Source organism: Streptomyces sp. NBC_01268, assembly GCF_036240795.1.
Taxonomy (GTDB): Bacteria; Actinomycetota; Actinomycetes; order Streptomycetales; family Streptomycetaceae; genus Streptomyces.
In genome coordinates, this window is the sequence record NZ_CP108454.1 from 7549541 (window position 1) to 7576156 (window position 26616).

The 26616-nt window shown below is 74.4% G+C and carries 12 protein-coding genes; 5 read left to right on the plus strand and 7 right to left on the minus strand.

Translation table 11 applies throughout. The features are described from left to right. The first annotated feature begins 172 nt into the window (after positions 1-172). Positions 173-1411 (plus strand): molybdopterin molybdotransferase MoeA, encoded by a 1239-nt coding sequence (locus tag OG309_RS33905; RefSeq protein WP_329426816.1) that lies wholly within the window; start codon positions 173-175, stop codon positions 1409-1411. Between the two features lie 16 nt (positions 1412-1427). Here OG309_RS33905 and OG309_RS33910 read toward each other — a convergent pair whose 3' ends face one another. Together OG309_RS33910 and OG309_RS33915 are read right to left on the minus strand one after the other, a co-directional pair. Further along, on the minus strand, positions 1428-1778 hold the full coding sequence (locus OG309_RS33910) for a GNAT family N-acetyltransferase (protein ID WP_329426817.1): 351 nt from the start codon (positions 1776-1778) through the stop codon (positions 1428-1430). 67 nt (positions 1779-1845) lie between these two features. After that, entirely contained in the window at positions 1846-2787 is a 942-nt protein-coding gene (locus OG309_RS33915) for a pirin family protein (protein ID WP_329426819.1), read from the minus strand. Positions 2788-2885: 98 nt separating this feature from the next. On the opposite strand from OG309_RS33915, the gene OG309_RS33920 reads away from it, so the two are divergent. Next, positions 2886-3389: a carboxymuconolactone decarboxylase family protein gene (locus tag OG309_RS33920; protein ID WP_329426822.1), complete on the plus strand. Its 504-nt coding sequence runs from the start codon at positions 2886-2888 to the stop codon at positions 3387-3389. Between the two features lie 189 nt (positions 3390-3578). Beyond that, a complete protein-coding gene (locus OG309_RS33925) occupies positions 3579-4448 on the plus strand; it encodes a D-alanyl-D-alanine carboxypeptidase family protein (RefSeq protein ID WP_329426824.1) in 870 nt (289 codons plus the stop codon). Positions 4449-4559: 111 nt separating this feature from the next. On the opposite strand, the gene OG309_RS33930 is transcribed toward OG309_RS33925, so the two are convergent. Genes OG309_RS33930 through OG309_RS33940 form a run of 3 tightly spaced genes read right to left on the minus strand, consistent with a single transcriptional unit; the run spans position 4560 to position 7958 of the window. Next, positions 4560-5531, minus strand: a complete 972-nt coding sequence (locus OG309_RS33930; protein WP_329426826.1) for a quinone oxidoreductase family protein — start codon at positions 5529-5531, stop codon at positions 4560-4562. Positions 5532-5580: 49 nt separating this feature from the next. Beyond that, positions 5581-6642: a sulfotransferase family protein gene (locus OG309_RS33935; RefSeq protein ID WP_329426828.1), complete on the minus strand. Its 1062-nt coding sequence runs from the start codon at positions 6640-6642 to the stop codon at positions 5581-5583. Positions 6643-6674: 32 nt separating this feature from the next. Next, positions 6675-7958 carry an MFS transporter gene (locus OG309_RS33940; protein WP_329426830.1) on the minus strand — a complete coding sequence of 428 codons (1284 nt, stop codon included), beginning with the start codon at positions 7956-7958 and terminating at the stop codon, positions 6675-6677. Between the two features lie 56 nt (positions 7959-8014). Between OG309_RS33940 and OG309_RS33945 the strand changes: the two genes are divergently transcribed. After that, complete coding sequence (locus OG309_RS33945) at positions 8015-8662, plus strand: helix-turn-helix domain-containing protein (RefSeq protein WP_329426832.1); 648 nt, start codon at positions 8015-8017, stop codon at positions 8660-8662. A 140-nt stretch (positions 8663-8802) separates the two neighbouring features. On the opposite strand, the gene OG309_RS33950 is transcribed toward OG309_RS33945, so the two are convergent. Both OG309_RS33950 and OG309_RS33955 read right to left on the minus strand, forming a co-directional pair. Next, positions 8803-9909, minus strand: coding sequence for a class I SAM-dependent methyltransferase (locus tag OG309_RS33950; protein WP_329426834.1), 1107 nt, complete (start codon positions 9907-9909; stop codon positions 8803-8805). Beyond that, positions 9909-19157, minus strand: a complete 9249-nt coding sequence (locus OG309_RS33955) for a non-ribosomal peptide synthetase (protein WP_329428689.1) — start codon at positions 19155-19157, stop codon at positions 9909-9911. The genes OG309_RS33950 and OG309_RS33955 overlap by 1 nt, the downstream gene beginning before the upstream one ends. Before the next feature lie 270 nt (positions 19158-19427). Between OG309_RS33955 and OG309_RS33960 the strand changes: the two genes are divergently transcribed. Beyond that, a complete protein-coding gene (locus OG309_RS33960; protein WP_329426836.1) occupies positions 19428-26462 on the plus strand; it encodes a non-ribosomal peptide synthetase in 7035 nt (2344 codons plus the stop codon). Positions 26463-26616: the final 154 nt, after the last annotated feature.

Sequence of the window (26616 nt, forward strand, 5' to 3'; positions counted from 1 at the left end):
GTACGAGTCTCCATCGCGAATGAGAGCGGGCTTGGAGGAACGGACAGGGCCCGGTCGCGACGGGCGGCGAGGGCGCCCTCACCGGCGCGGGGCGCGGGCGGTGAGGCGGACGGCGCGTCCGGGAAATCCGTCCGGCCGCCGCCGGAAACACCCGGCTCGGACACTGGGCGCCATGCCGCCCCTCCCGCACGTGCTCCCCTCGCCGCCGGCCGCCCCCGCCGCGCCCGTACTCCCGCCTCCCCCCGCACCACGGGCGGTGGCCTGGGCCGAGGCCAGAATGCTGGCGCACGGCGCGGCGCGGCGCCCGCTGCGGAGCGTCCCCGTCCCGCTCCGGGAGGCGGCCGGGTCGACGCTCGCCGACGACCTGCGTACGCCGCTGCCCGTCCCGGCCTTCGACACGGCGGCCATGGACGGCTTCGCCGTGTCCGGCCGGGGGCCGTGGACGATCCGGGGGGTCGCTCGGGCCGGGGCCGCGTGGCCGGGCGAACTGGGAGCGGGCGACGCCGTGGAGATCTCCACCGGAGCCCCCGTGCCGTGCGGGGCGGACGCGGTGCTGCCGAAGGAGCTGGCGGGGCGCGACGGTGACGGCCGGGTGCGCGGACCCGTGCAGGAGGCCGGCCGGCACATCCGGCGGACGGGCGAGGACGCGGCGGCCGGCGCGTGCCTCGCCCCGGCCGGAACGCGGGTCGGCCCGGCGCTCATCGGGATCGCGGCGGGCTGCGGTCACGACACCCTGTCCGTCCGCCCGCGGGCCCGCGTCGCCCTGCTGGTGAGCGGCGACGAACTGGACCTCACGGGGGTCCCGGGGCCGGGCCGGGTGCGGGACGCGCTGGGCCCGCTGCTGCCCGCCCTGGTGGCCGAACTCGGCGGCGAGACCGTGGCCACCCGACACGTCCCCGACCGGCCCGAGGGCGGCCTCGCCTCGGCCGTGCACGCGCGACGGGACGCCGAGGTCGTCGTGGTCACCGGCTCGACCTCCGTCGGCGACACCGACCAGCTCCGGCGCCTGCTCGCCGACGCCGGAGCCCGCATGGTCGTCGACACGGTCGCCTGCCGCCCGGGCCACCCGATGCTGCTGGCCGAACTGCCCACCGGGCGCCTGGTGGTGGGGCTTCCCGGCAACCCGTACGCGGCCCTGGTCGCCGCCCGCACGCTGCTCGGCCCGCTGATCGCCGGTCTGGCGGGGCGGCCCGCGGCTCCCCTCCCGTGCCTGCCGGTGCGGGGCGGGGCGCGGACCGCCCCGGGGTCCACCCGGCTGGTCCCGGTCGCCTGGGAGGGTGGCGAGGCCCGGATCGTGGCCGGTCACGGCGCCGCGTTCCTCCAGGGCGCCGCCGTGGCGGACGCGCTGGCCGCGCTGCCGCCGGGATGGCGCGACGGGGACCCGGCGCCGCTGCTGCCGCAGCACGGCTGAGGGTCCCGCGCCCGCGTCAGCGCCCGAGCTGCGTGTCCAGCCACGAGAGGACCTCGGGGGTCACGGGGTCGGTGATGTCGGCGAACTCCTCGTGCTTCTTGAGGAACTTGGCCACGTACGGGCAGACGGGGACGATCCGCAGCCCGGCCGCGCGGACGTCGTTCAGGGCGTTCTCGACGAGGACCGAGGCGAGGCCCTGGCCCGCGTAGGCGTCGTCGATCTCGGTGTGGAAGAACACCCGGCGGTCGTCGCGGTCGCGGTACGCGGTGAGACCCGCGCGCTTCTCGTCGACGAGGATCTCGTAACGGTGGCGGGCGTCGACGCGACGGACGACGGGGGTGGCGGCGGGAGTGCTCTGCTCGCTCATGGGGGGCTCGGGTCCTTCCGGGGTGGGGGTGGGTGTGGTGCGTCCGCGCGCGGGTCGGCGCGCAGGGTCAGGAACGGGGTGCGTTCCGCGGGGTCCGCGGGTTCTTGCGGGGGCTGATCACGGCGTTCGGCAGGGCGGGCGCCGGGAGGCGGTCGCCGGGGTAGCCGTCGACCTCGCCGAAGCGGTCGGAGGCCCGTTCCCACTCCTCCCGCGCCGTCACGACGTCCTGGTGGCTGCGGCCGATGAAGTTCCACCACATCACGATCTCCTCCTCGAACGGCGGGCCGCCGAGCAGGACCGTCCGGGCCGGGCGGCCCGAGTCGTTGGTCAGGGTGACCGAGGTGCGTCCGGGGGCGGCGTAGCCGAGTTCCGCCGGGCGGAGCGGCGTGCCGTCGAAGCGGACGTCGCCCTCGTCGACGAGCAGACCGTGCTCGAAGTCCGGGTCCACGTCCAGGGTGACGGTGGCTCCGGCGTCGAGCAGGAGCTCGGCCCCGAGGAGCGGCGTGAAGGTGCTGACGGGTGAGGTGTCGCCGGCCAGGGTGCCGAGGAAGACCCGGACCTCGGCACCGTCGACGCGGAACGGCTTCGGCGCGTGGTGCTGGAAGTCGCGCGGCGCGTGCCGATGCGCGTCGGGCAGGGCCACCCAGAGCTGGACGCCGTGCAGGACGGTGGTGGAGGGGGTGGAGACCTCGGTGTGGGCGATGCCGTGACCGCCGGTCATGAGGTTGATCTCGCCGGGCCGTACGAAGGCGCGGGTGCCGAGGCTGTCGCGGTGCTCGATCTCGCCGGTGAAGAGCCAGCTGACCGTCTGCAGGCCGGTGTGAGGGTGCGGGGCCACGTCCATGCCGCCGGACTCGGCGACCAGGTCGGGTCCGTAGTGGTCGGCGAAGCACCAGGCGCCGATGAGCGTCCGGGCCCGCTGGGGCAGGGTCCGCCGTACGGTCATCGCCCGCGGTCCGCCCAGGGGGACATCGCGGGCGGTGAGGACCTCGACCTCCGTATGATCCATTTCTCCGGCCCTCTCTCCACCATGTAGTTGGATTTTCAACAATCGTGAGTGATCATAGTCCCGACGGCAACCTACGACAACACGCGAAGGAGCACAGGGTGACCGAGACGCCACGGACCACGGCGGCCGCCCACCGGGCGAGCGGCCGGATCCACCTCGACAAGCAGAGCCCCGCCGCGTACCGGGCCTTGGTGGGCACCGCGGACGCCGTCCGCGCGACGGCCGCCGACGCGGGCCTCGACCGGATCCTGGTCGAACTGGTCAACCTGCGCGTGTCCCAGTTGAACGGCTGCGCCTCCTGCCTCGACGTGCACACCCGGGCCGCGCTGCGCGCCGGGGAGTCCACGCGGCGCCTCGGTGTGCTCGCCGCCTGGCGGGACACCGAACTCTTCACCGCCCGCGAGCGCGCGGCCCTCGCCCTGGCCGAGGCCACCACCCACCCGTCCGACGCCCTCGCCCAGGAGCGCGCCTACGCGCAGGCCCGTGAGGTCTTCACCGACGACGAGCTGTCCGGCGTGCTCTGGGTGGCCGTCACCATCAACGCCTTCAACCGGGTCTCGATCCTCAGCAAGCACCCGGTCCGCGAGGTTCCCGGCCGCTGAGCCGGGCCTGACGGTCCCTCGGCCGCGGGCACGCCCGTCGAGCCGCCCGCGAAATGCGAGCTAGGTCACGTCCCCGGTCGTGCATCCCTGGGAGCCGCTCGTGCATCTTGTGTGCGCGAGGTCCGCGCGGACCCGCGTGACGACGACTCCTAGCAAGGGCAGAACATTTTGATATCCACCACTCTGGGCGTGCGCCGTGCCGTGACCGTCGCGGTCACGACCTCCGCCGTCCTGGCCGGCGGCCTCTTCGTCGGCCAGGCTCAGGCCGCGACGCCGCCCGCCCCGTCCATCACCGCCGCCGGCGGCTTCGTGATGAACAACGGGACGGGGACGGCGCTGTTCGGCAAGGCCGCGGACACCCGCCGGTCGACCGGCTCCACCACGAAGATCATGACCGCGAAGGTGGTGCTGGCCCAGCGCGGCCTGAACCTCGACACCAAGGTCACGATCGACAAGGCGTACAGCGACTACATCGTCGCCAAGAACGCCTCCTCGGCCCGGCTCATCGTCGGCGACAAGGTGACGGTCCGTCAGCTCCTCTACGGCCTGATGCTGCCGTCGGGCTGCGACGCCGCCTACGCTCTGGCCGACAAGTTCGGCACCGGCACCACCCGGGCCGCCCGCGTGAAGTCGTTCATCGGCAAGATGAACGACGAGGCCCGCAAGATGGGCCTGCGGAACACGCACTTCGACTCCTTCGACGGGATCAGCAACGGGTCGAACTACTCGACCCCGCGCGACCTGACGAAGATCGCGAGCAGTGCGATGAAGAACTCCACGTTCCGCACCATCGTGAAGACGAAGTCCACGACGCAGAAGGTCACCACCAGGAGCGGTGGCTACCGGAACATGGCGTGGACCAACACGAACAAGCTGCTGAGCACGTACAGCGGCGCCATCGGCGTGAAGACCGGCTCCGGGCCGCAGGCCAAGTACTGCCTCGTCTTCGCCGCCACCCGCGGCACCAAGACCGTCATCGGCGCGGTGCTCGGTTCGCCGAACGAGACGAACCGCGCGGCCGACGTGAAGAAGCTGCTGGACTACGGCTTCGCCAGGTAGCGGCGACGGGAGGCGACCGGCGCCCCGGTGGGCCGGTCGCCTCCCCTCTCCCCGGCTGCCTCCCGCCCCGGCGGGAGGCAGCCCCGGCGGGCAGCGGTCGGACCTCAGCGCTCAGGTGCAGGTCAGCACGGTCTTGGCGATCGTCCCGCGGGCTTCGAGGGCCGCGTGGGCCGACGCCGCGTCGGACAGGTCCAGGCGTCGGCCGATCCGGACCCGCAGGTTCCCGTCGCGGACCAGGCGCAGCACGGCCGTTCCCCGGCGCAGCAGCTCCGCGCGGTCCCCGATGTGGTGGGCGAGGTTCGGACGCGTGACGTACGCGGATCCCGCGGCGTTGAGGCGCTGCAGGTCGAACGGGGGGACCGGGCCACCGGACTGGCCGTAGACCGCCAGAACTCCCCTCGGGCGCAGCGCCGCCAGGCTCTCGTCGAAGGTCGGACCGCCGATGCCGTCGAAGACCGCGGCGGCCCCGAGACCTCCGGAGTGCCGCCGCACCGCCGCGAGGAGCGCGCCCGGCCGGTAGTCGACGACCTCGGCCGCCCCCGCGGTACGCGCCGCCTCCGCCTTCGCCTCGGTCGACGCCGTGCCGATCACCGTGCCGCCGCGCAGCCGCACGAGCTGGGTCAGCAGCATGCCGACGCCGCCCGCCGCGGCGTGCACGACGACGGTGTCGCCGGGCTCGACCGGATACGTGTCGTGGCAGAGGTAGTGCGCGGTCATGCCCTGGAGCAGGGCGGCCGCGGCCTGTTCGGCGGCCAGTCCGGCCGGCACGGGCACCAGCCGGTCGGCGCTCAGCAGCGCGTACTCGGCGTACGCGCCCGGCAGGTTCGCCCAGGCGACCTCGTCGCCGACGGCGACCTCGCGCACCCCGGGCCCGAGCTCGACGACGGTGCCGGCGCCCTCCTGTCCCGGGACGAAGGGCAGTTCGTGCGGGTAGAGGCCGGAGCGGAGGTAGACGTCGATGTAGTTGACGCCCGCGGCGGCGATCCGCACCAGCGCCTCGCCCGGGCCCGGCGACGGGCGGGGCAGGTCGACGAGCTCCAGCGCCTCGGGTCCGCCCGGCCGGCTGACCCGTATCGCCCTCATGGCCGCGATCGTACGACGGGGGTCCGACGCCGGGCGAGGGACGGGCGGTTCAGTCGCGGTCATAGCCGGCCTCTTCGGCGAGCTCGCGGACGATCGGCAGGACCTGGCGGATCTCGTTCTCGTGGCGGCGCCACTTGTCCGGGTCGGGCCGGGTCTGGGTCATCACCACGGGGAGGTCGCGGCGGCCCCAGGCCTCGGCGAAGGGCAGGTCCGCCGCCTCGGCCACGGCCTCCATCGTGGCCACCGGGTCGGCCTGGACGTCCTCGTAGCGCACGAGCACGGCGTTGCCGGTGGGGGCGAGGGCCTTGGCGGCGTCCAGGACGGCCCGGTTGTGGGCCAGCCAGTTGCGGGCGCAGACCTCGGCCAGCGTCAGGTCCACCCAGTCGCGCCAGCCGGGCGGCAGGCTCAGGTTCCACCACTGCTCGCCCCACGGGAACACGTCGGAGTAGCCCTTGATGCGCAGCGGCTCCGGCACCGGGTAGGAGAAGAACATCCGCGGGTTGAGCCAGGCGTCCATCAGGGAGCCGATGCTGGTGCGCGGATCGCGGACGACGAAGACGTACTTGGCGTCCGGGTAGAGGGCCTGGAGGAAGGGGATCCGGAAGCAGGACTGGATGCTCTTCTCCACCAGCCGTATGCCGTCGGCGAGTTCGGCCCCGGTGGGGCGCGGGCCGCGCGGCGGGAAGCAGAACGGGGTGATCTCGTCGAGTTCGCCGCCGTCCCGCGTGGTGGGCGGGCCCTCGGGCAGGTCGCCGGGGAAGCGCTCCTTGAGGGCCTTGAGCGGCACGTCGTAGTAGTACGGCTGGGGGCCCTGCGCGCTGATGAAGTCGAGGTAGTCCAGCTTGTCGTCGACGGTCCACTCGGCGCCGGGCCGGCGCGCGGCGGCGAGCAGGTCCGCGCTCAGCCGGGCCGCCACCTCGGGGGTCGCGTCGGAGGCGTCCAGGGCGTTGGAGTGCCAGCCGCGCCGGCTGGGGTGCAGGTCGCCGCGCTCCCAGATCGGCTTGCCTTCGCGGCCGATGCTCCAGACGTGCTCGCTGCGTTCGATCAGGCTGCGGACCAGACTGGTGCCGGAACGGGGGTGGCCGACGATGAAGACGGGCTGCTTGAGCATGGCTGAGGTCGCTTTCGTGAGGAGGCGGGTTCTCATGCGGGCCAGCGAGCGGATCTGACGTGCCGGTTCGCGAGCCCGGCCACGGTGATGAGGGCCTGGACGCCGGCGATGAGCACGATGGCGCCGGTGACGCCGAGGAACTGCAGGGCCAGACCGCCGACCAGGGAGCCGAGCGGGGATCCGGCACCGATGAGCGTGATGGTCGCGGCGATGGCACGGCCGCGCCGGTGGTCCGGTGTCTGCCGGAAGATCATGATGTCGACGAGGATCTTCAGCGCGGGCAGCCCGAGCGCGGCCAGGGTCAGCATCGCGAAGACCCAGACGGGTCCGAGCGGGAGCGCCAGCAGGGCCACCGCGACGGTGGTGAGCGTGGACGCGCAGAGCAGCAACGCGCCGGGGCCGAGCACCCGGTGGAGCCGTGGCACCAGCGCCGATCCGACGAGCATGCCGACGGCCGTGCCGGACAGCGCCAGGCCGATGGTGCCGGGGGAGTGGTCCTGCTCCTGCAGGGTCACCATCACCATGAGGATCGCGGCGGTGACGCTGAAGTAGAAGATGCTGACCAGCAGAAGCGCGGACCGCAGCAGCCGGTCGCCGAGCAGTTCGACCAGGCCGGAGAAGGCGGTGGTCAGCGGGCCGAGCGCGCTCTTCTTCCCGTCGGGCGCCGGTGCGGTGGCCGCCGGTTCGTCGGGCCGGTCCGTCGTCGGTACCCGGACCACCAGGGCGCAGACGAACGAGATCACGAAGCCGGCGATCGCGGCGACGAACGGGAAGGTGCGGGAGACCAGGTAGAGCGCGCCGCCCAGGGGCGGTCCCGCCAGGGCGGCGGCTCCGCTGCGGGCCTCGTCCTGGCTGAGCGCCGCCGTCAGCTGATGGTCCGGCACCACGGCGCGGATCAGCAGCATCCGGGCCGGTGCGCCGAAGGCCGTACCGGTGCCCAGGACGACCGCGGCGAGCATCAGGAGCCCGAAGTCCGCCTGACCGGCCAGCAGACCGAGGACGATGAACGCGAGGGTGAGCGCCCGGACCGCCTCGGAGATCAGCAGGATGCGGCGCCGGTCCCACCGGTCGACGACCACGCCGGCCGGCAGTCCGACCAGGAGGGCGGTGCCGATCTGGACGAAGCCGAACAGGCCGGCCAGCGCCGGTGACCCGGTCAGGGACATGATCAGGAGGGGATAGGCGACCTCCACGGTCTCGAGGCCGAGGTTGGCCGCGGCCGCCCCGATCCAGAGAATCTGGAAGCGTCGGTTACGGCGCAGGGGTGTCGGCGGGGGAAGAGTCGCGCTATCACTCTGATGTAAGCGTTCACTCATGCGTGAAAGGTAGCATGGTCGTGAATGGTTCGCTACGAGGAAACGGAGATGGGTTCATGGCTGAAGACGCCGACGCGGTGGCGGTCGTCCGCGAAGTGGACGACGTGGAGACGCTGAAGGCCCTGTCCGACCCGCTGAGGCTGGCGATCCTGCGCACGATGATGAGCGACGTACGCGCCGCGCACCGGGTGAAGGACATCGCCCGGCTGCTCGACCAGCCGCCCACCCGGCTCTACCGGCACATCAAGGTGCTGGAGGCGGCGGGCCTGATCAAGGTGGCGCAGACCCGGATGGTCTCCGGGATCCAGGAGAGCCAGTACCAGGTGGCGCAGTTCGCCCTGCGGCTGAGCCGCGACCTGCTGGCCGCGCCGGGCAACGCGGGCGAACTCGCCGACGCGTTCGCGGCCACCCTGAACGACTTCCGCGACCGGCTCGTACGGGACATCATCAGCGGGCGCTTCCAGCCCGAGCCCGATCCCGAGGCCGATCCCGAGGCCGCCGAGCAGCCCGATCCGCTCGGCCCGATGGTCGTGGCACTCGACCGCCGGCTCACGCCGGAGCGGGCCACCGAGTTCAGGTCCCGCCTGTCCGCGCTGATGGAGGAGTTCAACCGCCCCGACGACGAGGAGAAGGCCGTCGTCCCGGTCGAGTTCCTGATGATGTTCTGGGCGCCCAAGGAGCCCGCGGGGGACGCCCCCGCGTAGGCGCCCCCGCGGGCGGCGGGCGGCTCCTCGGACACGTGAAGGCGCCCTCGGGCTCCGGCCGGTGAAGGCCGGACCCCGAGGGCGCCCTGGTGCGGGTCAGGACCGCCGGACGGCCGCCCTGCCCCCTGAGCCCGTTCGGCTCACTTGGTCGCGATGAAGAGCCGGCCGCCGGGGAACCGGTGCGGCACGCACTCGGCCTGCTCGAAACCGGCCTGCCGGAAGCGGGCCAGCCAGTCCTCCTCCGGAGGCAGCGTCACGTTCATGAACCCGGCGTGCAGGTAGGTGAAGAGCGCGCTGAACCGGCGCTCGCGCTCCGCCGACGCGTACGGCACGGCGTCGGTGATCGCCATGATGCCTCCCGGGCGCAGCGCCTCCCGGCACTGGCGCAGCACGCGGTCGAAGACGTCGCCCTCCTGCACGATGTCGTGGAAGACGAACCCGGCGTGGATGACATCGGCGCCCGCCACCGGCCCCGGGTCGTCGGCGATCGACTGGATCGGACGCTCCACCACCGTCAGACGCTCGCCGACCCCCGCCGCCAGCGCCGCGCGGGACGCCTCCCGGCACGCGCCCGCGCTCATGTCCAGGGCCACCCCGGTGCTCTCCGGGAGCCGGCCGAGCAGGTCGATCAGCAGACCGGCGGCACCGGCGCCGAGGTCGACGATCCGCTTCGGGCGCGCCCCCAGGATCACCTCGGTGGCGGCCGGGTAGAAGCCCTGGCTGCCGATCCACCGGGAACTGACCGCGACCTCGCGCCCGTCGCGGCTGTACTGCGCCGCCGCGGCGGCCGGGTCGCGGAGGAACTCGGCGGGATGCTGCACGTACGGCTGGTTGGCCCGCAACGACCAGGTGAGGTAGCCGGACTGGTGGATCCGGTCGGCGAAGTCGTCCGCGACCCGGAACTCCTTGACACCGGTCGGCACGAGCAGCGCCGCGGCGACCAGGGTGGCCAGGAATCCGGCCATGCCCTCCTCGGGCACGTCCGCGGCCACGGCCAGCTCGGCGGCGGTGACCGGGTCACCGCGCTCCAGCAGGGGGACGATCCCCAAGCGGTCGGCCATCTCCAGCAGGGTGGCGACGGCGGCGAGATCGGCTGCGGTCTCCGGGGTGCTGATGCTTGACATCGGGCTCTCCCACTCCATTTCGACGGTCATCGGGAAGTTCCACGGGGCCGGACCGGTGTGGTGCCCGGCCTGCGGGCGCGGCACGGTCGGCGCCGCGCGGGTCTGGGGTCGCTCATCGGGCATCAGGCGCCCTCTCCACCGGAGCGCCGGCGGAGCTTCGGCCGGCTGCGGTGCGCCGCCCGTCCGAGGTGTGCGGCGAGCGCGGCGACCGTCGGGGACTCGAACAGCGCGGCCACGCTCAGGCTCGCGTCGAACCGGGTGCGCACCCGGTTGAGCAGGCGGGTGGCGAGCAGCGAATGCCCGCCGAGGTCGAAGAAGTTGTCGTGCACACCGACCCGCGAGGTCTTCAGGACCTCGGCGAACATGGCGCACAGCGCGGCCTCCCGCTCGTCCCGGGGCGCCAGGTAGGGCGTGTCGGACGCGCCCGGGTCGGGCACGGGCAGCGCCTTCCGGTCGACCTTCCCGTTGCCGGTCAGCGGCAGCCCGTCCAGCGTGACGAACACGCTCGGCACCATGTGGTCCGGCAGGGTCCGGGCGGCGTGCGCCCGCACGGCCGCCACGTCCACGTCGGCCGGGACGAGATAGCCGACCAGCCGCTCCCCGTCTCCGGTGACCGTCGCGTGGGCCACCTCCGGGTGGCCGGTCAGGGCCGCCTCGACCTCGGCCGGCTCGATCCGGAACCCGCGGACCTTCAGCTGCGCGTCGACCCGGCCCTCGAACTCCAGCACCCCGTCGGGCCGGTACCGGGCGAGGTCGCCGGTGCGGTACATGCGCCCGCCGGCCGGGCCGTACGGGTCGGCCACGAACCGGGCGGAGGTCACGTCCGGCTGGTACGCGTAGCCCCGGGCCAGGCCGGTCCCGGTCACGTACACCTCACCCGGCACCCCCGGGGGCACCGGCCGCAGCCGCTCGTCGAGCAGGTACAGCCCGGTGTTGTCCATCGCCCGGCCGATCGGCACCGTACGGGACGGGGCCGTGGCGATCGGGTACCAGGAGGAGATGACCGTGGTCTCCGTGGTGCCCCAGGCGGCCGCGACCGAGGTGTGCGGCGCCTCGGCGAGCAGCTCCGCCACCGAGGCGGGCGACACCACGTCACCGGCCGTCCAGACGAGGTCCAGCGCGGCCAGCGCCGGCCGGGCCTCGGCCACCATCAGGTTGAACAGCGCGGAGGTGAAGACCGCGGTGGTGGCCCCGCCCTCGACGATGGTGCGGGCCAGCACGTCGGTGTCCAGATCGCCCTCGGGCGCGATCACCACCCGGCCGCCGGTCAGCAGCGCCAGCCAGATCTCGTACGTGGACGGGTCGAAGGACGTCGGCGAGTGCATCAGCGTGTCCGCCCGCCGCAGCCCCGCCCAGGCCCGGTCGGCGACGAACTCGGCGACGCCGCGGTGCGAGACGCTGACCGCCTTGGGCGCGCCGGTGGAGCCGCTGGTGAACATCGTGTACGCCGTACGGTCCGGGTGCGCGGTCGTCGCGGGGCCGTGCTCCTCGGTGCCGGGCGACGGCGTGACGACCGTGACCCCGGTCAGCCCGGTGGGGTCGTCGGTGACCAGCAGGCGGGCCCGCATGTGGTCGACCATCAGCTGCTGCCGGGCCGGCGGCGCGGAGCGGGGCAGCGGCAGGTAGCCGCCGCCGGCCTTGACGACCGCGAGCACGGTCACGAGGTAGTCGATGCCGCGCGGCTGACGCACCGCCACCGGATCGTCGGGCCCGCAGCCCGCCGCCACCAGCGCGTGCGCCAGGTGATTGGCGCGCCGGTCGAGGTCCCGGTAGCTGACCGACCGGTCGCCCTCGACCGCGGCGACCGCGTCCGGGGTCTGCGCGGCCTGCCGGGCGAAGAGGACGGCCAGGTCCTCGTCGACGACCGGCCGCGCCGTGTCGGGCCCGCCCGAGAGCGCGGCCCGCCGTTCGGCGTCGGAGAGCAGGTCGATCCGCCCGATCGGCAGGTCCGGATCGGCGACGGCCGCGCTCAGCACCCGTATCAGCCGGTCCGTCAGAGCGGCCACGGTCTCCCGGTCGAACAGGTCGGTGCGGTAGCGCACGTCCCCGGTGATGCCCTCGGGCACCCGGCCTGCGCCGTGGTGCTCGACGAAGCTCAGGCTCAGGTCGAAGTCCACCGGACCGACCCGGATCGCGTCGAGCGCCTCCCCGGCCGGCGCCGGAGACACGTCCACGCCCGGCAGCGCGAACGCGGACTCGGCGTTGTTCTGCAGCACCAGCATGGTCTGGAACAGGGGGTGCCGGCTCAGCGTGCGGGCCGGGTTCAGCTCGTTGACGATCCGGTCGAACGGCAGCTCCTGGTGGGCGTAGGCCGCCAGGTCCAGCTCCCGCACCCGGCCCAGCAGTTCACGGAAGCCGGGGTCTCCGGAGGTGTCGGTCCGCAGGACCAGGCTGTTGACGAAGCAGCCGATCAACTGGTCGAGGCTGTCGTCGCTGCGTCCGGCCACCGCCGTGCCGAGGGGGATGTCGGTGCCCGCGCCGAGCCGGGTGTACAGCGCCGCGAGCGCCGCGTGCAGCACCATGAACAGCGTGGTGTGGGTGCTCCTCGCCAGGTCGAGCAGGCCGGCGTGCAGCGACGCGGGCAGGGTCACCGGCAGCAGTGCGCCCCGCAGGTCCGAGGAGTCGGGCCGGGGCCGGTCGTAGGGCAGGGCCAGCTCCTGCGGCAGCCCGGCCAGCCGCTCGGACCAGTACGCCGAGAGGCGGTCCCCGGCCGGACCTTCGAGCAGCTCCCGCTGCCACAGGGTGTAGTCGGCGTACTGCACCGGCAGCGGACGCGGGACCGGCACGTCGCCACGGACCCGGGCGGCGTACGCCTGGGCGAGGTCGTGGGCCAGCGGGGCCTGGGACCAGCCGTCGCCCGCGATGTGGTGCATGAGCAGCAGCAGCGTGTGCCGCTCGGGTCCGGTACGGAACAGGTGCAGCCGCAGCGGCAGGTCCGTGGTGAGGTCGAAGCGGTGTCCGGCGGCGGCCGCCACGGCGCGCTCCAGGTCGGCCGGCTCCACCGGCTCCACCCGCAGCACCTCGTCCGGGTCGGCCTCCTTCAGGATCTGCTGGCTCGGCGCCCCGTCCACCTCGGGGAAACGGGTGCGCAGCGTCTCGTGCCGGTCCAGCAGGTCGCCCACCGCGGCCCGCAGCCCCTCGACGTCCAGGGCCCCGTCCAGGCGCAGCACCAGCGGCCAGCCGAGACCGTTCCACCGGGACAGGAACCACAGCCGTTCCTGGGCGTAGGACAGCGGCAGCGGCGAGGGCCGCGCGGCCGGCACCAGGGCGCCGCGGGTCCGGTGCGCCTCCTCGCCGGAGCCGATCCGCGCGCCGAGGGCTGCCGCCGTCGGGGCCTCGAACAGGTCCGCGACGCCCAGGTCCGCTCCGAGGTGCGTGCGGATCCGGTTGACCAGACGGGTGGCGAGCAGCGAGTGGCCGCCGAGGTCGAAGAAGTTGTCGTGCGCGCCGACCAGGGATCTGCCGAGCAGCTCGCCCATGAGCTCGACGAGGATCTCCTCGGTGGGGGTGCGCGGCGCCGTGTATCCGGAGCCGGTCTCGAACTCGGGCTCCGGCAGCGCCCGCCGGTCGACCTTGCCGTTGCCGGTGAGCGGCAGCCGGTCGAGGACGACGAAGGCGCTGGGCACCATGTAGTCCGGCAGAGCAGCGGCCACCTGGTCCCGGACGCGGGCGAGGTCAGGCCCCGCGCCGTCGGGCACCAGGTAGGCGACGAGCCGGCGCTCACCGCCGCGGTCCTCGTGGGCGGTGACGAAGGCCTGCCCGACCTCCGCGAGGGCGGTGAGCGCGGACTCCACCTCGGCCGGCTCGACCCGGAAGCCGCGGATCTTCACCTGGGCGTCGGCCCGCCCGACGAAGTCCAGGGTGCCGTCGGCCCGCCACCGGGTGATGTCACCCGTGCGGTACATCCGGCCGCCACGCGGCCCCCAGGGATCGGCGACGAACCGTTCCGACGTCAGGTCGGGCTGCCCCGCGTACCCGCGCGACACCCCCGAACCGGCGATGTAGAGCTCGCCCGGCACCCCGGCCGGCACCGGCTGGAGCCGCGCGTCGAGCACGTACAGCCGGGTGTTGTCCATCGGCGCGCCGATCGGCACCCGGCCCGGCACGGACTCCGCGCCCGACATCGAGAACCGTGACGAGCAGGTGGTCGTCTCGGTCGGCCCGTACAAGGCCCGGACCGTCAGGCCGGGATGGCGCTCCAGCAGGCGGGCGACGGCCGCGGGCGGCACCACGTCGCCACCGGTCAGGACCTCCCGGACCCCCGCGAAGCAGTCCGGGTCCTCGGCGAGCGCCGCGAACAGACCGGAGGTGAGCCAGACCCGGTCCACCCCCGACGCGGACACCGCGCGGGCCAGGGCGGTGTCGTCGAGGATCCCCTCGGGCGCCACCACGACCGTGCCGCCGGTCAGCAGCGGGGTCCAGATCTCGTGCACCGACGCGTCGAAACCGGTCGCGGAGTGCATCAGCACCGTGCCACCGGCCCGCCAGAGCCGGTCGCGGACGAACCCGGCCGCGTTGCGGTGCGTCAGGACGACGGCCTTGGGAACGCCGGTCGAGCCACTCGTGAACATCACGTACGCGGCCTGGTCCGGATGCGGCTCCGGGCCGGGCGGCCCGGCCGCCTCGCCGTCCCCCGGCGTCAGCACGGTCAGGTCCACGAGGTCGTGCGGCACGTCGTCAGGCCGGTCCGTGACGAGCAGCGCGGCACCGGCCCGTTCGGCCATCCGGCGCAGCCGGCCCGGGGGAGCGGTCGACGGCAGCGGCAGGTACGAGGCACCGGCCTTGAGCGCCGCGAGCATGGACACGACCAGATCGGCCGAACGCGGCTGCAGCAGGGCCACCGGCCGGTCCGCGACCGCCCCGGCCGCCACCAGCCGGTGCGCCAGGTGGTTGGCGCGCCGGTCCAGTTCGGCGTAGGTCAGGACGACGGGGCCGGTGACCGCCACCGCGTCGGGGTCCGTCGCGGCGCGCTCGGCGAACAGGCCCGGTATCGACGCGGCGGGCAGCGCCCGTGCCGTGTCGTTCCAGGTCCGCAGGAGGGTGTCGCGCTCGGCGTCGTCCAGGACGTCGAGCCGCCCGAGGCGCTGGTCGGGATCGGAGGCGACGGCCCCGAGGACCCGGAGGAACCGGTCGGCCAGCACCCGCACCGTGGCCGCGTCGAAGAGTCCGGTGCGGTAGACGATCTCGCCGACGATGCCGTCGGCGGCACCGTCCCGCCGGTAGGCGTCGGTCAGGTTGACGAAGAGGTCGAGCTGGGCGGCGGACGGCGTCGACCGCACGACCTCGACGTCCAGGCCCGAGAGGCCGAACTCGGCGTCCGCGTTGTTCTGCAGGACCAGAGTGGTCTGGAACAGCGGGTGGCGGCCGAGCGCGCGGACCGGGTTGAGCGCCTCGACGAGCCGGTCGAAGGGCAGCTCCTGGTGGCTGAGGGCGGCCACGTCCTCGGTCCTGGTCCGCTCCAGGAGCTCGCGGAAGGTCGGATCGCCCGACGTGTCGGTGCGCAGCACCAGGTTGTTGACGAAGAAGCCGACCAGATCGTCCAGCTTGTCGTCGCCGCGCCCGGCGACCACCGTCCCGATCGGGATGTCGGTGCCCGCGCCGAGCCGGGTGAAGAGCGTGGCCAGGGCGGCGTGCAGCACCATGAAGAGCGTGGTCCGGCTCTGCTGGGCCAGGGCCTGGAGCGAGGCGTGCAGCGACGCGGGGATGCTCAGCGGGAGCAGCTCGCCCGCGTGGTCGGCGCCGCTCGGGCGGGGCCGGTCGTAGGGGAGCGCTAGCTCCTCCGGGAGACCGGTCAGGTGCTCGCGCCAGAAGCCGGTCATCTGCTCCTGGTACGCCGAGGTCAGCAGGGAGCGCTGCCACAGCGCGTAGTCGGCGTACTGCACCGGCAGCGGCTGCCAGTCCGGTGCCGCCCCGGCGGCCCGGGCGGCGTACGCGGTGGCCAGGTCCCGGGCCAGCGGCCGCATCGACCACCCGTCGCCGGCGATGTGGTGCAGCACCAGGACCAGCACGTGCCGGTCCGGCGCGGTGCGCAGCAGCCGCACCCGCACCGGGACGTCGGCGGTGATGTCGAAGGGCTCCCGGCACGCGTCGCGCACGGCCTCGTCCAGGTCGGGCCCGGCCACGTCGAGCACCCGCACCAGGCCGTCGGCCGGTCCCGCGGGCAGGATCCGCTGGTACGGCTGCCCGTCCTGCTCGTCGAAGACGGTGCGCAGCGACTCGTGCCGCGCCATCAGGTCCTCTACCGAGGCGACCAGCGCGGCGTGGTCCACCGGGCCGGTCAGACGCAACACCACGGGGAGGTTGTACGTCCAGCCCAGCGGGTCCATCCGGTTGACGAACCACAGGCGCTGCTGGGCCCAGGACAGCGGCACGCGGTCCGGGCGCGGGGCCGCGACCAGGGCCGGCGCCTCGAGACCGGCGGTCCCGGCGACGGCGGCCGCGAGACCCGCGACGGTGGGCGCGGCGAAGAGCGCGTCCAGCCCGAGCCGGACGCCGAACGCGGCACGGATCCGGTTGAGCAGGCGGGCGGCGAGCAGCGAGTGGCCGCCGAGCTCGAAGAAGTCGTCGTCGATGCTGATCCAGGGCCGGTCGAGCAGTTCGGCGGCGAGCTCGCAGAGCAGCCGCTCCCGCGCGTCACGGGGTGCCCGGCCGGACACACCGCCCCGGAAGTCGGGTTCGGGCAGCGCCCGCCGGTCCAGCTTCCCGCTCGCGGTCAGCGGCAGCGCGTCGAGCACCGTGAACGCGGACGGCACCAGGGAGGAGGGGAGCCGCTCCTTGCCCCAGTCGCGCAGGGCCGCGACGAGGAGGCCCCGACGGCGGGTGGCGATCGGGTCGTTGGTGAAGGGGGCGGGGCCGGTGACGTCCGTGGAGGAGCTGGAGCGGTGCAGGTACACGCCGTCCAGCACCTCGGAGCCGTAGGACGCCCCGGACCCGTCCGCGCCCTCGGGGCGGCCGGCGGCCGGGAAGAGGACGTCGACGAGGTCCGGTCCGTCCGCGGACCAGGTGACGACGGCGGTGCGCCCGTGCGCCTCGGCCAGCCCGTGCCAGGACTCCGGGTCGATCCGGTCGTCCGGTCCCTCCAGCGCGGCGCGCGCTGCTTCCACCGGTGCGCCCGCGCGGACCGCCCGCAGGGCGGCGACCTCACCGGCGACCCGGGCGTTGCGCACCCCGGTGAGCCGCAGCGCGGAGCCGTCGGAGAGGCGGGCGGTCAACTCCTCGGGACCCCGCACGTCGAGGCCCCAGCGGAGCGCCGGGACCGCCGACAGGTCCTGCGCGGCGGCGCCGTCCTTGTGCAGCACCACGTCGTAGCGGTGCCGGGTGAGCTCGTTGAGGTCGGCGCCGCGCTTGAGCCGTACGTCGACCGCGCCGGCGCCGACGGTGCAGAAGAGCCCCGGGTGGATCAGGAGCTCCTTCTCCAGGACCACCGCCTGTTCGATCTCGCGGCGCAGCACCTCGGGGCCGGGGTCGTGGTCGAGCTGCCCGAGCCGGACGCCCGTCCACATGGTGTCCACGAGCGGCAGGCACCGCACGTCGCCGACGAGCAGCCGGCCGCCCGGCCGGAGCAGGTCGAGCAGCTTGGCCAGGACGTCCCGCAGGTAGCGCTCGTGGGGGAAGTACTGCACGACCGAGTTGATGACGATGGTGTCGAAGTGGGCGCGGGGCAGGCCGGTGGTGACGTCGGCGGCCTGGACGCGCAGGGTGACCTTCGCGGCGGTGCCCGGTTCGCCGGCGAGCCGGTCGCGCAGCCCCTCGATCGCGGACGCCGAGTAGTCGGTGCCCCAGTACTCGTCGACCTGGCCGACCAGCGGCGTCAGGATGAGCCCGGATCCGACGCCGACCTCCAGGACGCGGCGGGGCGCGAAGCCGCGGACGCGGTCGACGACCGCCTCCCGCCAGCGGGCCATCTCCTCGACGGGAATGCCCGTACCGGTGTAGGTGGAGTTCCAGCCGGAGAAGTCGGCGCCGAAGGCGGCGCGGTCCGACCCGTCGTAGAACGTCTCGTAGATCTGCTGCCACTCGTCGACGTGCCGTTCGGCGTTGCCGTCGTCGGACTCGGGGGCCCGCGCGGCGACCACGTAGGCGGCGAGCCGCTTCTCGCCCAGCTGGTCCTCGTGCACCAGGACGCGGGCCTGCCCGACCGCCGGGTGGCCGGCGAGGACCGCCTCGATCTCGCCCGGCTCGATCCGCAGGCCGCGGATCTTGACCTGGTCGTCGGCCCGGCCGCAGTAGGCGAGCTGACCGTCCGGCAGCTGCCGGACCAGGTCGCCCGTGCGGTACATCCGGCTGCCCGGCGCCCCGAACGGGTCGGCGACGTAGCGCTCCGAGGTGAGTCCGGCGCGGTTCACGTACCCGCGGGTCACGCCTCCGCCGCCGCTGTACAGCTCGCCGATCTCGCCGGGGGGCGTCGGGCGCAGCGCGGCGTCGAGGACGTACAGGCGGGTGTCGCCGGACCGGGAGCCGATCGGCGGCGCGTCCGGGCCGGCGACGAGCGGGGCCGACAGGGTGATCGCCATCGTGGTCTCGGTGGGTCCGTAGCCGTTGACCATCCGGCGGTCGCGGCCCCAGGTCTCCACCAGGCGGGCCCCGCAGGCCTCGCCGCCGACCATCAGGGCGCGCAGCGCGGGCAGTTCGGTGGGCGGGACGGTCGCCAGCACCGAAGGCGGTGTGAACGCGTGGGTGATCCCGTGCTCCGCGAGGAACGCGGCCAGCTCCTCGCCGGCGAGCGTGTCGGGGGGCGAGACGACCAGGGTGCCGCCCGGCCCGAACGCCAGCAGCACTTCGATGATCATGGCGTCGAAGCTGGGCGAGGCGAGCTGGGACACCACGGAGTCGGGGCCCGCCGCCATCCGGTCCGCCAGGTCGGCGGCGAACGGCGGCACCCCCCGGTGCGGTACGGCGACCCCCTTGGGCCTGCCCGTCGAACCGGACGTGTAGATCACGTACTCCAGCGACAGCACGTGGTCCACCGGATCCGGGGCGGTCACCGGCGCCGTCGCCGCCTCGGCGAGCAGCTCCGGCAGCACCCACTGGGGGGTGCCCGGGGTGTCCGGCAGCCCGGGGCGCGCCGCCTCGGTGGTCAGCAGGGCGCGGGGCGCGCTGTCCGCGCACATGAAGGCGATCCGCTCCGCCGGGTGGTGGAGGTCGACCGGCAGGAACGCCCCGCCGGCCTTCCCGACCGCGAGCATCGCCACGATCAGCTCGGCCGAGCGGGGCAGCGCCAGCGCGACCACGTCGTCGGCTCCGATGCCGCGGGCGCGCAGCACGTGGGCCAGCTGATTGGCCCGGACGTCCAGCTCGGTGTAGCGCAACTCGACCGGGCCACAGCGCAGTGCCGGTGCGTCACCGCGGCGCGCCGCGTGCCGGGCCACCATCCCGTGCAAGGACTGGTGCGGTTCTGTATCGGCCGACGGCAAGCGCTCCGGCGAAAACGGCATCGCGGCTCTCCATGATCGGTGTGTGCCGGTGGTCCCAGGCGGGCTGGCTCATGATGGGCGGACGCCGAGCGGCCCGACAACCCCTACTAGGGGCCGCCAAAACCCCTTGGGACAAGGCCTTTTGGCCCTCCGGGGCCCTCGCGCCCCGGGGGAGCGTCCTATCGTGCGGCCGACGACCGTCGATGCCTCGCAGGCGCAGGAGGATCCGTGTTCCCCTTGTCTTTCGCGCAGCAACGCCTGTGGTTCCTGAACCGTCTCGGCACGGGCGCGTGGACCTACAACCTGCCACTCGCGCTGCGCCTGGAGGGCCCGCTGCACACCGCGGCCCTGCGGGCCGCCCTCGGTGACGTGGTGGCCCGCCACGAGAGCCTGCGCACCGTGTTCCCCGAGGTCGACGGCGAGCCGCGGCAGCAGGTGCGCGACTCCGTGGACGTCGCCGAGTTCGTCACCGAACTGGACGTCGCACCGGCCGAACTGCCCGCCGTGCTCGACCGGTTGGCCCGGCACGCGTTCGACCTCACGGCGGAGCTGCCGCTGAGGGCGTGGCTGCTGCGCGCCGACGAGCGGAACCACACGCTGTACCTCGTGCTCCACCACATCGTCGGCGACGGCTGGTCGACGGCCCTGCTCGGCCGCGACCTGGGCACCGCCTACGCGGCCCGCCGGGCCGGTGCCGCGCCGGACTGGGAGCCGCTGCCCGTCCAGTACGCCGACTACGCGCTCTGGCAGCGCGAACTCCTCGACGGCCCGGACGGCACGGAGCTCCTCGACCACTGGACGGGGCGGCTCGCCGACCTGCCCGACGAGCTGCCGCTGCCCCTGGACCGGCCCCGGCCCGAAGTCTCCGGCGACGACGGCGCGGAGGTGCTCCTCGACCTGCCGGCGGCCCTGCACACGCGTCTGCTGCGGCTCGCCCGCGAGGCCGACGCCTCACTCTTCATGGTCGTGCACGCGGCCCTCGCGGGCCTGCTCACCCGACTGGGCGCCGGCACCGACATCCCGCTCGGCACGATGGACGCCGGCCGCTCCGAGGAGGACCTGGAGGACCTGATCGGGTTCTTCGTGAACACCCTGGTGCTCCGGCTCGACACCGGCGGCGACCCGACGTTCCGGCAGCTGCTCGCCCGGGCCCGGGAGGCCGACCTCGCCGCCCTCGCCCACCCCGAGCTGCCGTTCGACCGGCTCGTCGAGGCCCTCAACCCGAGCCGGGCGCTCAACCGCCACCCCCTCTTCCAGGTCGCCCTCGTCCTGCAGAACAACGCCGCCGCGCGGTACACCCTGGACGGCCTCACCGTCACGGAGCTGCGGAACCGGACCATCGCGGCCCACTTCGACCTGTCGGTCAGCTTCACCGACCGGTACGCCGAGGACGGCACACCGCTGGGACTCACCGCGCAGCTCGTCCACCGCACCGAACTCTTCGACCGGGACACCGTCACCGGCCTCGCGCACCGCCTGGTGCGGCTGCTCGAACAGGTCGCGGACGACCCGGACCGGGCCCTCGGCGACATCGACCTGCTCGGCCCCGGCGAACGCGACACCCTGCTGCACGGATGGAACGGCGAGACCCGGCCCGAACCGCCGATCGGACTCGCCCGGGCCTTCACCCGGCAGGCCGCCCTGACCCCCGCCGCACCCGCCGTGTCCGACCGGGACGGCACCCTGAGCTACGCCGAACTCGACCGCCGCAGCGACCTGCTGGCCGGCCGCCTCGCCCGGCTCGGCGTGACGGACGAGACCCGCGTCGCGCTCCTCCAGCAGCGCTCCGCCGACCTCCTCGTGGCGATGCTCGCGGTGCTCAAGGCCGGCGGCTGCTTCGTACCGCTGCCGCTCACCGCGCCCACCGAACGGCTGCGCGACATCCTGACCGGGTCCGGCGCCGAACTGCTGCTCGTCGACACCGCCACGCGCGACCACGAGGTGGCCGCCGCTGCCGGGGCGGCCACCCTGACCGTGACCGGATTCGCGCCCACCGCGGCCGACCGCGCCGCCGTACCGGACGGCACCGCGCACCCCGAGCAGGCCGCGTACATCATGTACACCTCGGGCTCGACCGGCGCCCCCAAGGGCGTCGTCACCACCCAGCGCGGCGTGCTCGCCTTCGCCCGCGACCGCTGCTGGCAGGACGACCGGCCGCGCCGCGCGCTGCTGCACTCCCCGCATGCCTTCGACGCCTCGACCTGCGAGATCTGGGTTCCGCTGCTGTCCGGCGGAGAAGTCGTCGTGGCCCCGGTCGGCGACGTCGACGGCGGCGTCGTACGGGCCGCGGGCCTCACCGACGTCCTGCTGGTCTCCGGGCTCTTCCAGGTCATCGCCGAGGAGGACCCGGACTGCTTCGCCGGAGTGCGCGAGGTGATGACCGGCGGCGACGTCATCAGCTCCACCGCCGTCCGCGCGGTCCTGCGCCGCCACCCCGGCCTGCGGGTCCGCGCCACCTACGGCCCCACCGAACTGACCATGTGCTCCGTGCAGATGCCCCTGTACGACCCGGACGCGGTCCCGGACAGCGTGCCGCTGGGCCGGCCCATGGACAACACCGCCGTCTACGTGCTCGACGACCGGTTGCGGCCGGTCCCGGCCGGAGTGGTCGGCGAGCTCTACGCGGCCGGGGCCGGTCTCGCGCGCGGGTACGCCGGCCGCCCCGGGCTGAGCGCCGAACGCTTCGTCGCCGACCCGTTCGGACCGCCCGGCACCCGGATGTACCGCACCGGCGACCTCGCCCGGTGGCGCGCCGACGGCACCCTCGAATTCGCCGGCCGCGCCGACACCCAGGTGAAGATCCGCGGCTTCCGGGTCGAACCCGGCGAGGTGGAGAGCGTGCTGGTCCGCCACCCGCACGTGGCCCAGGCGCACGTGCACGCCCGCGAGGACCGGCCGGGCGACAAGCGCCTCGTCGGCTACCTCGTGCCCGCGGTGCCGTCGCCGGACCTCGCCGGGATCCGCGCCGCGGCCGCCGCGGTGCTGCCGCCGTACATGCTGCCCTCCGCCCTGCTCCTGCTCGAACAGCTGCCGCTCACCCCCAACGGCAAGATCGACCGCAGGCTGCTGCCCGCCCCCGACCCCACCGCCCCCGGCACCGACTTCGTGGCACCGCGCGACGACCGGGAACGCGCCCTGTGCGCCCTGTTCGCCGAGGTGCTCCAGGCAGAACGGGTCGGCGTCCACGACGGCTTCTTCACCCTCGGCGGGCACTCGCTCCTCGCGATCCGCCTGGTCAACCGGATCCGCACCACCCTCGGCGTGGACCTCGGCGTGGCCACCCTGTTCCAGGCACCCACCGTCGCCGAACTCGCCACCCGGCTCGTCGAACCGGACGCCGCCCGGCGCATCCCCGCCGCCCCGCGCACCGCCGCGCTGCCGCTCTCGCACCAGCAGGAAGGCCTGTGGTTCCTGCACCAGCTCGACCCGGCCTCCCCGGTCTACAACGTGCCGCTCGCGCTGCGGCTGCGCGGCCGCCTCGACCCGGACCGGCTCGCCCACGCCCTGGGCCGGCTCGTCGCCCGGCACGAGAGCCTGCGCACCCGGTTCGTCGCGGTGGACGGCGTCCCCGTCCAGGTGACCGACCCCGCACCGGCCACCTGGCCGCTCGCGGTGACCGCGACGCACCCGGACGCCGTGCCCGAGGCGCTCGCCGAGGCCGCCACCCGCCCCTTCGACCTGGCCGAGGACCGGCTGCTGCGCACCGAACTGCTGCGGCTCGGCCCGACCGAGCACGTGCTCGTGCTGTGCGCCCACCACATCATCGCCGACGGCTGGTCCGCCGGCGTCCTGCTCGACGAGCTGGCCACCCTGTACACCGACCCCGACGTCAGCCTCCCGGCCCTGGACATCCAGCCGGCCGACCACGCCGTCTGGCAGCGCGGCCGGCTCGCCGACGACGTGCTGGACAAGCAGCTCGGCTACTGGCGCGAACAGCTCCACGCGCTGCCCCAGCTGGACTTCCCGGCCGACCGCCCGCGCGGCACCGGCTCCGGGCACCCCGGGGCCACCGCCGAACTGCACCTCCCGGACGGGCTCGGCACGTCACTGCGCCGCCTGGCCGACGCCGAACGCGGCTCGCTGCTGTCCGTCGTGATGGCCGGACTCCTGGTGGTGCTCTCTCGGCACACCGGACAGGACGACATCGGCATCGGCTCCGTCCTCTACGGCCGCGACCGCCCCGAACTGGAACCGCTGGTCGGCTACTTCGCCAACACCGTCGTGCTGCGCGCCGACGTCGCCGGCGACCCGGCCTTCCGCGAACTGGTGCGCCGCTGCGAACTGGCCGTCCGGGGCGCCACCGAACACCAGGACCTGCCCTTCAGCACCCTGGTCGAGGAGCTGCGGCCGGCCCGTGAACCGGGCCGCAACCCGCTCTTCCAGATCAGCCTCACCCTGCACGCCGACGAAGTCGCCCCGGCCGCACCGGCCTTCGGCCCGCTCACCGCCGAAGCGCTGCCGGTCGCCGGCCGGGTGGCCCGCTTCGATCTGGCCGCGCACGCCACCGTCACCGCCGACGGCGGACTGCGGCTCCAGGCCGAGTACGCCACCGACCTGTTCGACGCCGACCGGATCACCCGGCTCCTCGAACACCTGGGCAGGGTCCTGACCCAGGCGGCGGCCGCCCCGGACGCCACACTCGGCACGTTCGTCCTCACCGGGCCGGACGAGGCCGCGCTCCTGCGCCGGTGGAGCGCCGCCCGGCGCGAGGTCCCGGCCGACACCTCCCTGTGGGAGCTGTTCGCCGCCCAGGTCCGGCTGCGCCCCGACGCGGTCGCGGTCGTCGCCGGAGAGGAGCGGACCACCTACCGCGAACTGGCCCGGCGCGCCGAACGACTGGCCGCCCGGCTGGCCGCCCGCGGGGTCACCCGGGGCAGCCTGGTCGGCCTGTGCACCCGTCGGGACACGGACCTCGTCACCGGCATCCTGGGCATCCTGCGCGCCGGAGCCGCGTACGTACCGCTGGACCCCGACCACCCGGCGCAGCGCCTGTCCTACATGGCCGCCGACGCCGGCCTGACGGTGGTGGTCACCCAGCGGGGGACCGACGTGCCCGCCACCGCGCTGCCGCTGGACGAGGACACCGACGGCGACCTCCCGGTGCCGGAGGCGACCGCGACCGCCGCCGACCTGGCGTACCTGATCTACACCTCGGGCTCGACCGGGGAACCGAAGGCGGTCACCGTCCCGCACGGGCAGGTCGTCCGGCTGCTGCGGGCCACCCAGGACCGGTACCGGTTCGACGAGCGGGACGTGTGGACGCTGTTCCACTCGTTCGCCTTCGACTTCTCCGTCTGGGAACTCTGGGGCGCCCTCGCCCACGGCGGCCGGCTGGTCGTGGTCCCGCAGTGGCAGACCCGCTCGCCCGAGGACTTCCAGCGCCTCCTGGTCCGGGAGGAGGTCACGGTGCTCAACCAGACCCCGGCCGCCTTCCGGCAGCTCGTCGCCGTCGACGAGGAACGCCCGGCGGAACTCTCCCTCCGGTACGTGATCTTCGGCGGCGACGCGCTGGACACCGACTCCGTACGGCGCTGGTTCGACCGGCACGGCGAGGAGCACCCGCGCCTCGTCAACATGTACGGGATCACCGAGACCACGGTCCACGTCACCTACTGCCCGCTCACCCGGGACCTCCTGCGGGACAACAGCAGCCCCATCGGCGAGCCGATCCCCGACCTGTCACTGTGGGTCGTCGACCGGGCCGGACAGCCGGCCCCCATCGGCGTACCGGGCGAACTCCTCGTCGGCGGCGCCGGGCTGTCCTGGGGATACCTGCACCGGCCCGGCCTCACCGCGCACCGCTTCGTCGCCGACCGGTTCGGCGGCGCGCCCGGCGCCCGGCTCTACCGCTCCGGCGACCTGGCCCGGCGCCGCGCCGACGGCGGCCTGGAGTACCTGGGCCGCATCGACCACCAGGTCAAGATCCGCGGCTTCCGCATCGAACTCGGCGAGATCGAAGCCGTACTCGCCGCCCATCCCCGCGTCGACGACGCGTGCGTGACCGTCCGCGACGACCGGCTCGTCGGCTACGTGGTGTCCAAGGAGGCGGCCGACCTCGGCGAGCTCCGCGCGCACCTGGCGGCCCGTCTGCCCGACTACATGGTGCCCTCCGTGCTGGTGCCCGTGGAGCGCATCGCGCTGACCGGAAACGGCAAGGTGGACCGGGCCGCGCTGCCGGCACCGGAGCCGAGCCGCGCCGACGCGTTCGTCGCCCCGCGCGACGCCACCGAGCAGGCGGTCGCCCGGATCTGGGCCGCCCTGCTGGGCGCCGAGCGGATCGGCGTCCACGACAGCTTCTTCGACCTCGGGGGCACCTCCCTCGACCTGACCCGGCTGCGCGCCGAGATCCGCCGCGAGCTCGGTGTCGAACTGGACATGCGCGACCTGTACTCGGCTCCGACCGTGGAGATGACCGCCATGCTGCTCGATCCGTCCCGCCACCGGCGCACCCGGCCCTCGCCGCTGGTGCCGATCAAACCCACCGGCGGCAGGCCGCCGCTCTTCCTGGTGCACGCCGTCGGCGGATCCGTCGTCCCGTACCTGCCGCTGGCCCGGCTCTTCGACGCCGACCAGCCGCTCTACGGACTGGAGGACCCGGGGCTCGACGGCGGCCCGCTCACCACGTCCCTGACCGCCCTGGCCGCGCGGTACGTCGACGCCGTCCGGGCCGTCCAGCCGCACGGCCCCTACCACCTCGGCGGCTGGTCCCTGGGCGGCATGGTCGCCGCCGAGATGGCCGGCCAGCTGACCGCCGCGGGCGAACCGGTCGCCCTGGTCGTCATGCTCGACACCGGAATGCCGCCGTACCTGGGCGAGGAACTCCCGGACCGCGCGGTGCTCCTCGGCGGCTTCGTCCACGACCTGGCAGGCCAGGCCGGCGTACCGGCACCGCCGTACGACGCGGCCGCGCTGCGGGCCCTGTCGCCGGAGCGCCAGGACGAGGCACTGCTCGACCTGCTGGAGCGCGCCGCCCTCGTCCCGGAGGGCATCCGGGAGGACATGCGCGACCGGATACGGGTCTTCGAGGCCAACACCCTCGCCCTGCTGCGGCACCGCCCGGGCCCGGTCGACGCCCGCCTGGTGCTCCTGTCGGCGCGGCAGCAGCCGCGCCGGCCGAAGACCCGCCCGTGGCGCGTCCTCGCCCGGGACGGATTCGAACTCCACACGGTGCCCGGCGACCACCACAGCATGCTGCGGCAGCCCCACCTGAGCGCGCTGGCGGAGAGCCTGCGCGGCGTCCTGGACCGGCTGGTCCGGAAGTGACGAACCGCCGCCCCCGGCCCGTCGTCCGCACGGACGACGGGCCGGGGGCGGCGGCCCCGGGCGCACCGACACGCACAGGACGGCGGGAGCGAGGAGATCCGCTCCCGCCGTCCTGTGCGTGCGGCGCTTGCTGCGTGTTCCGTCCGCGGTGCGG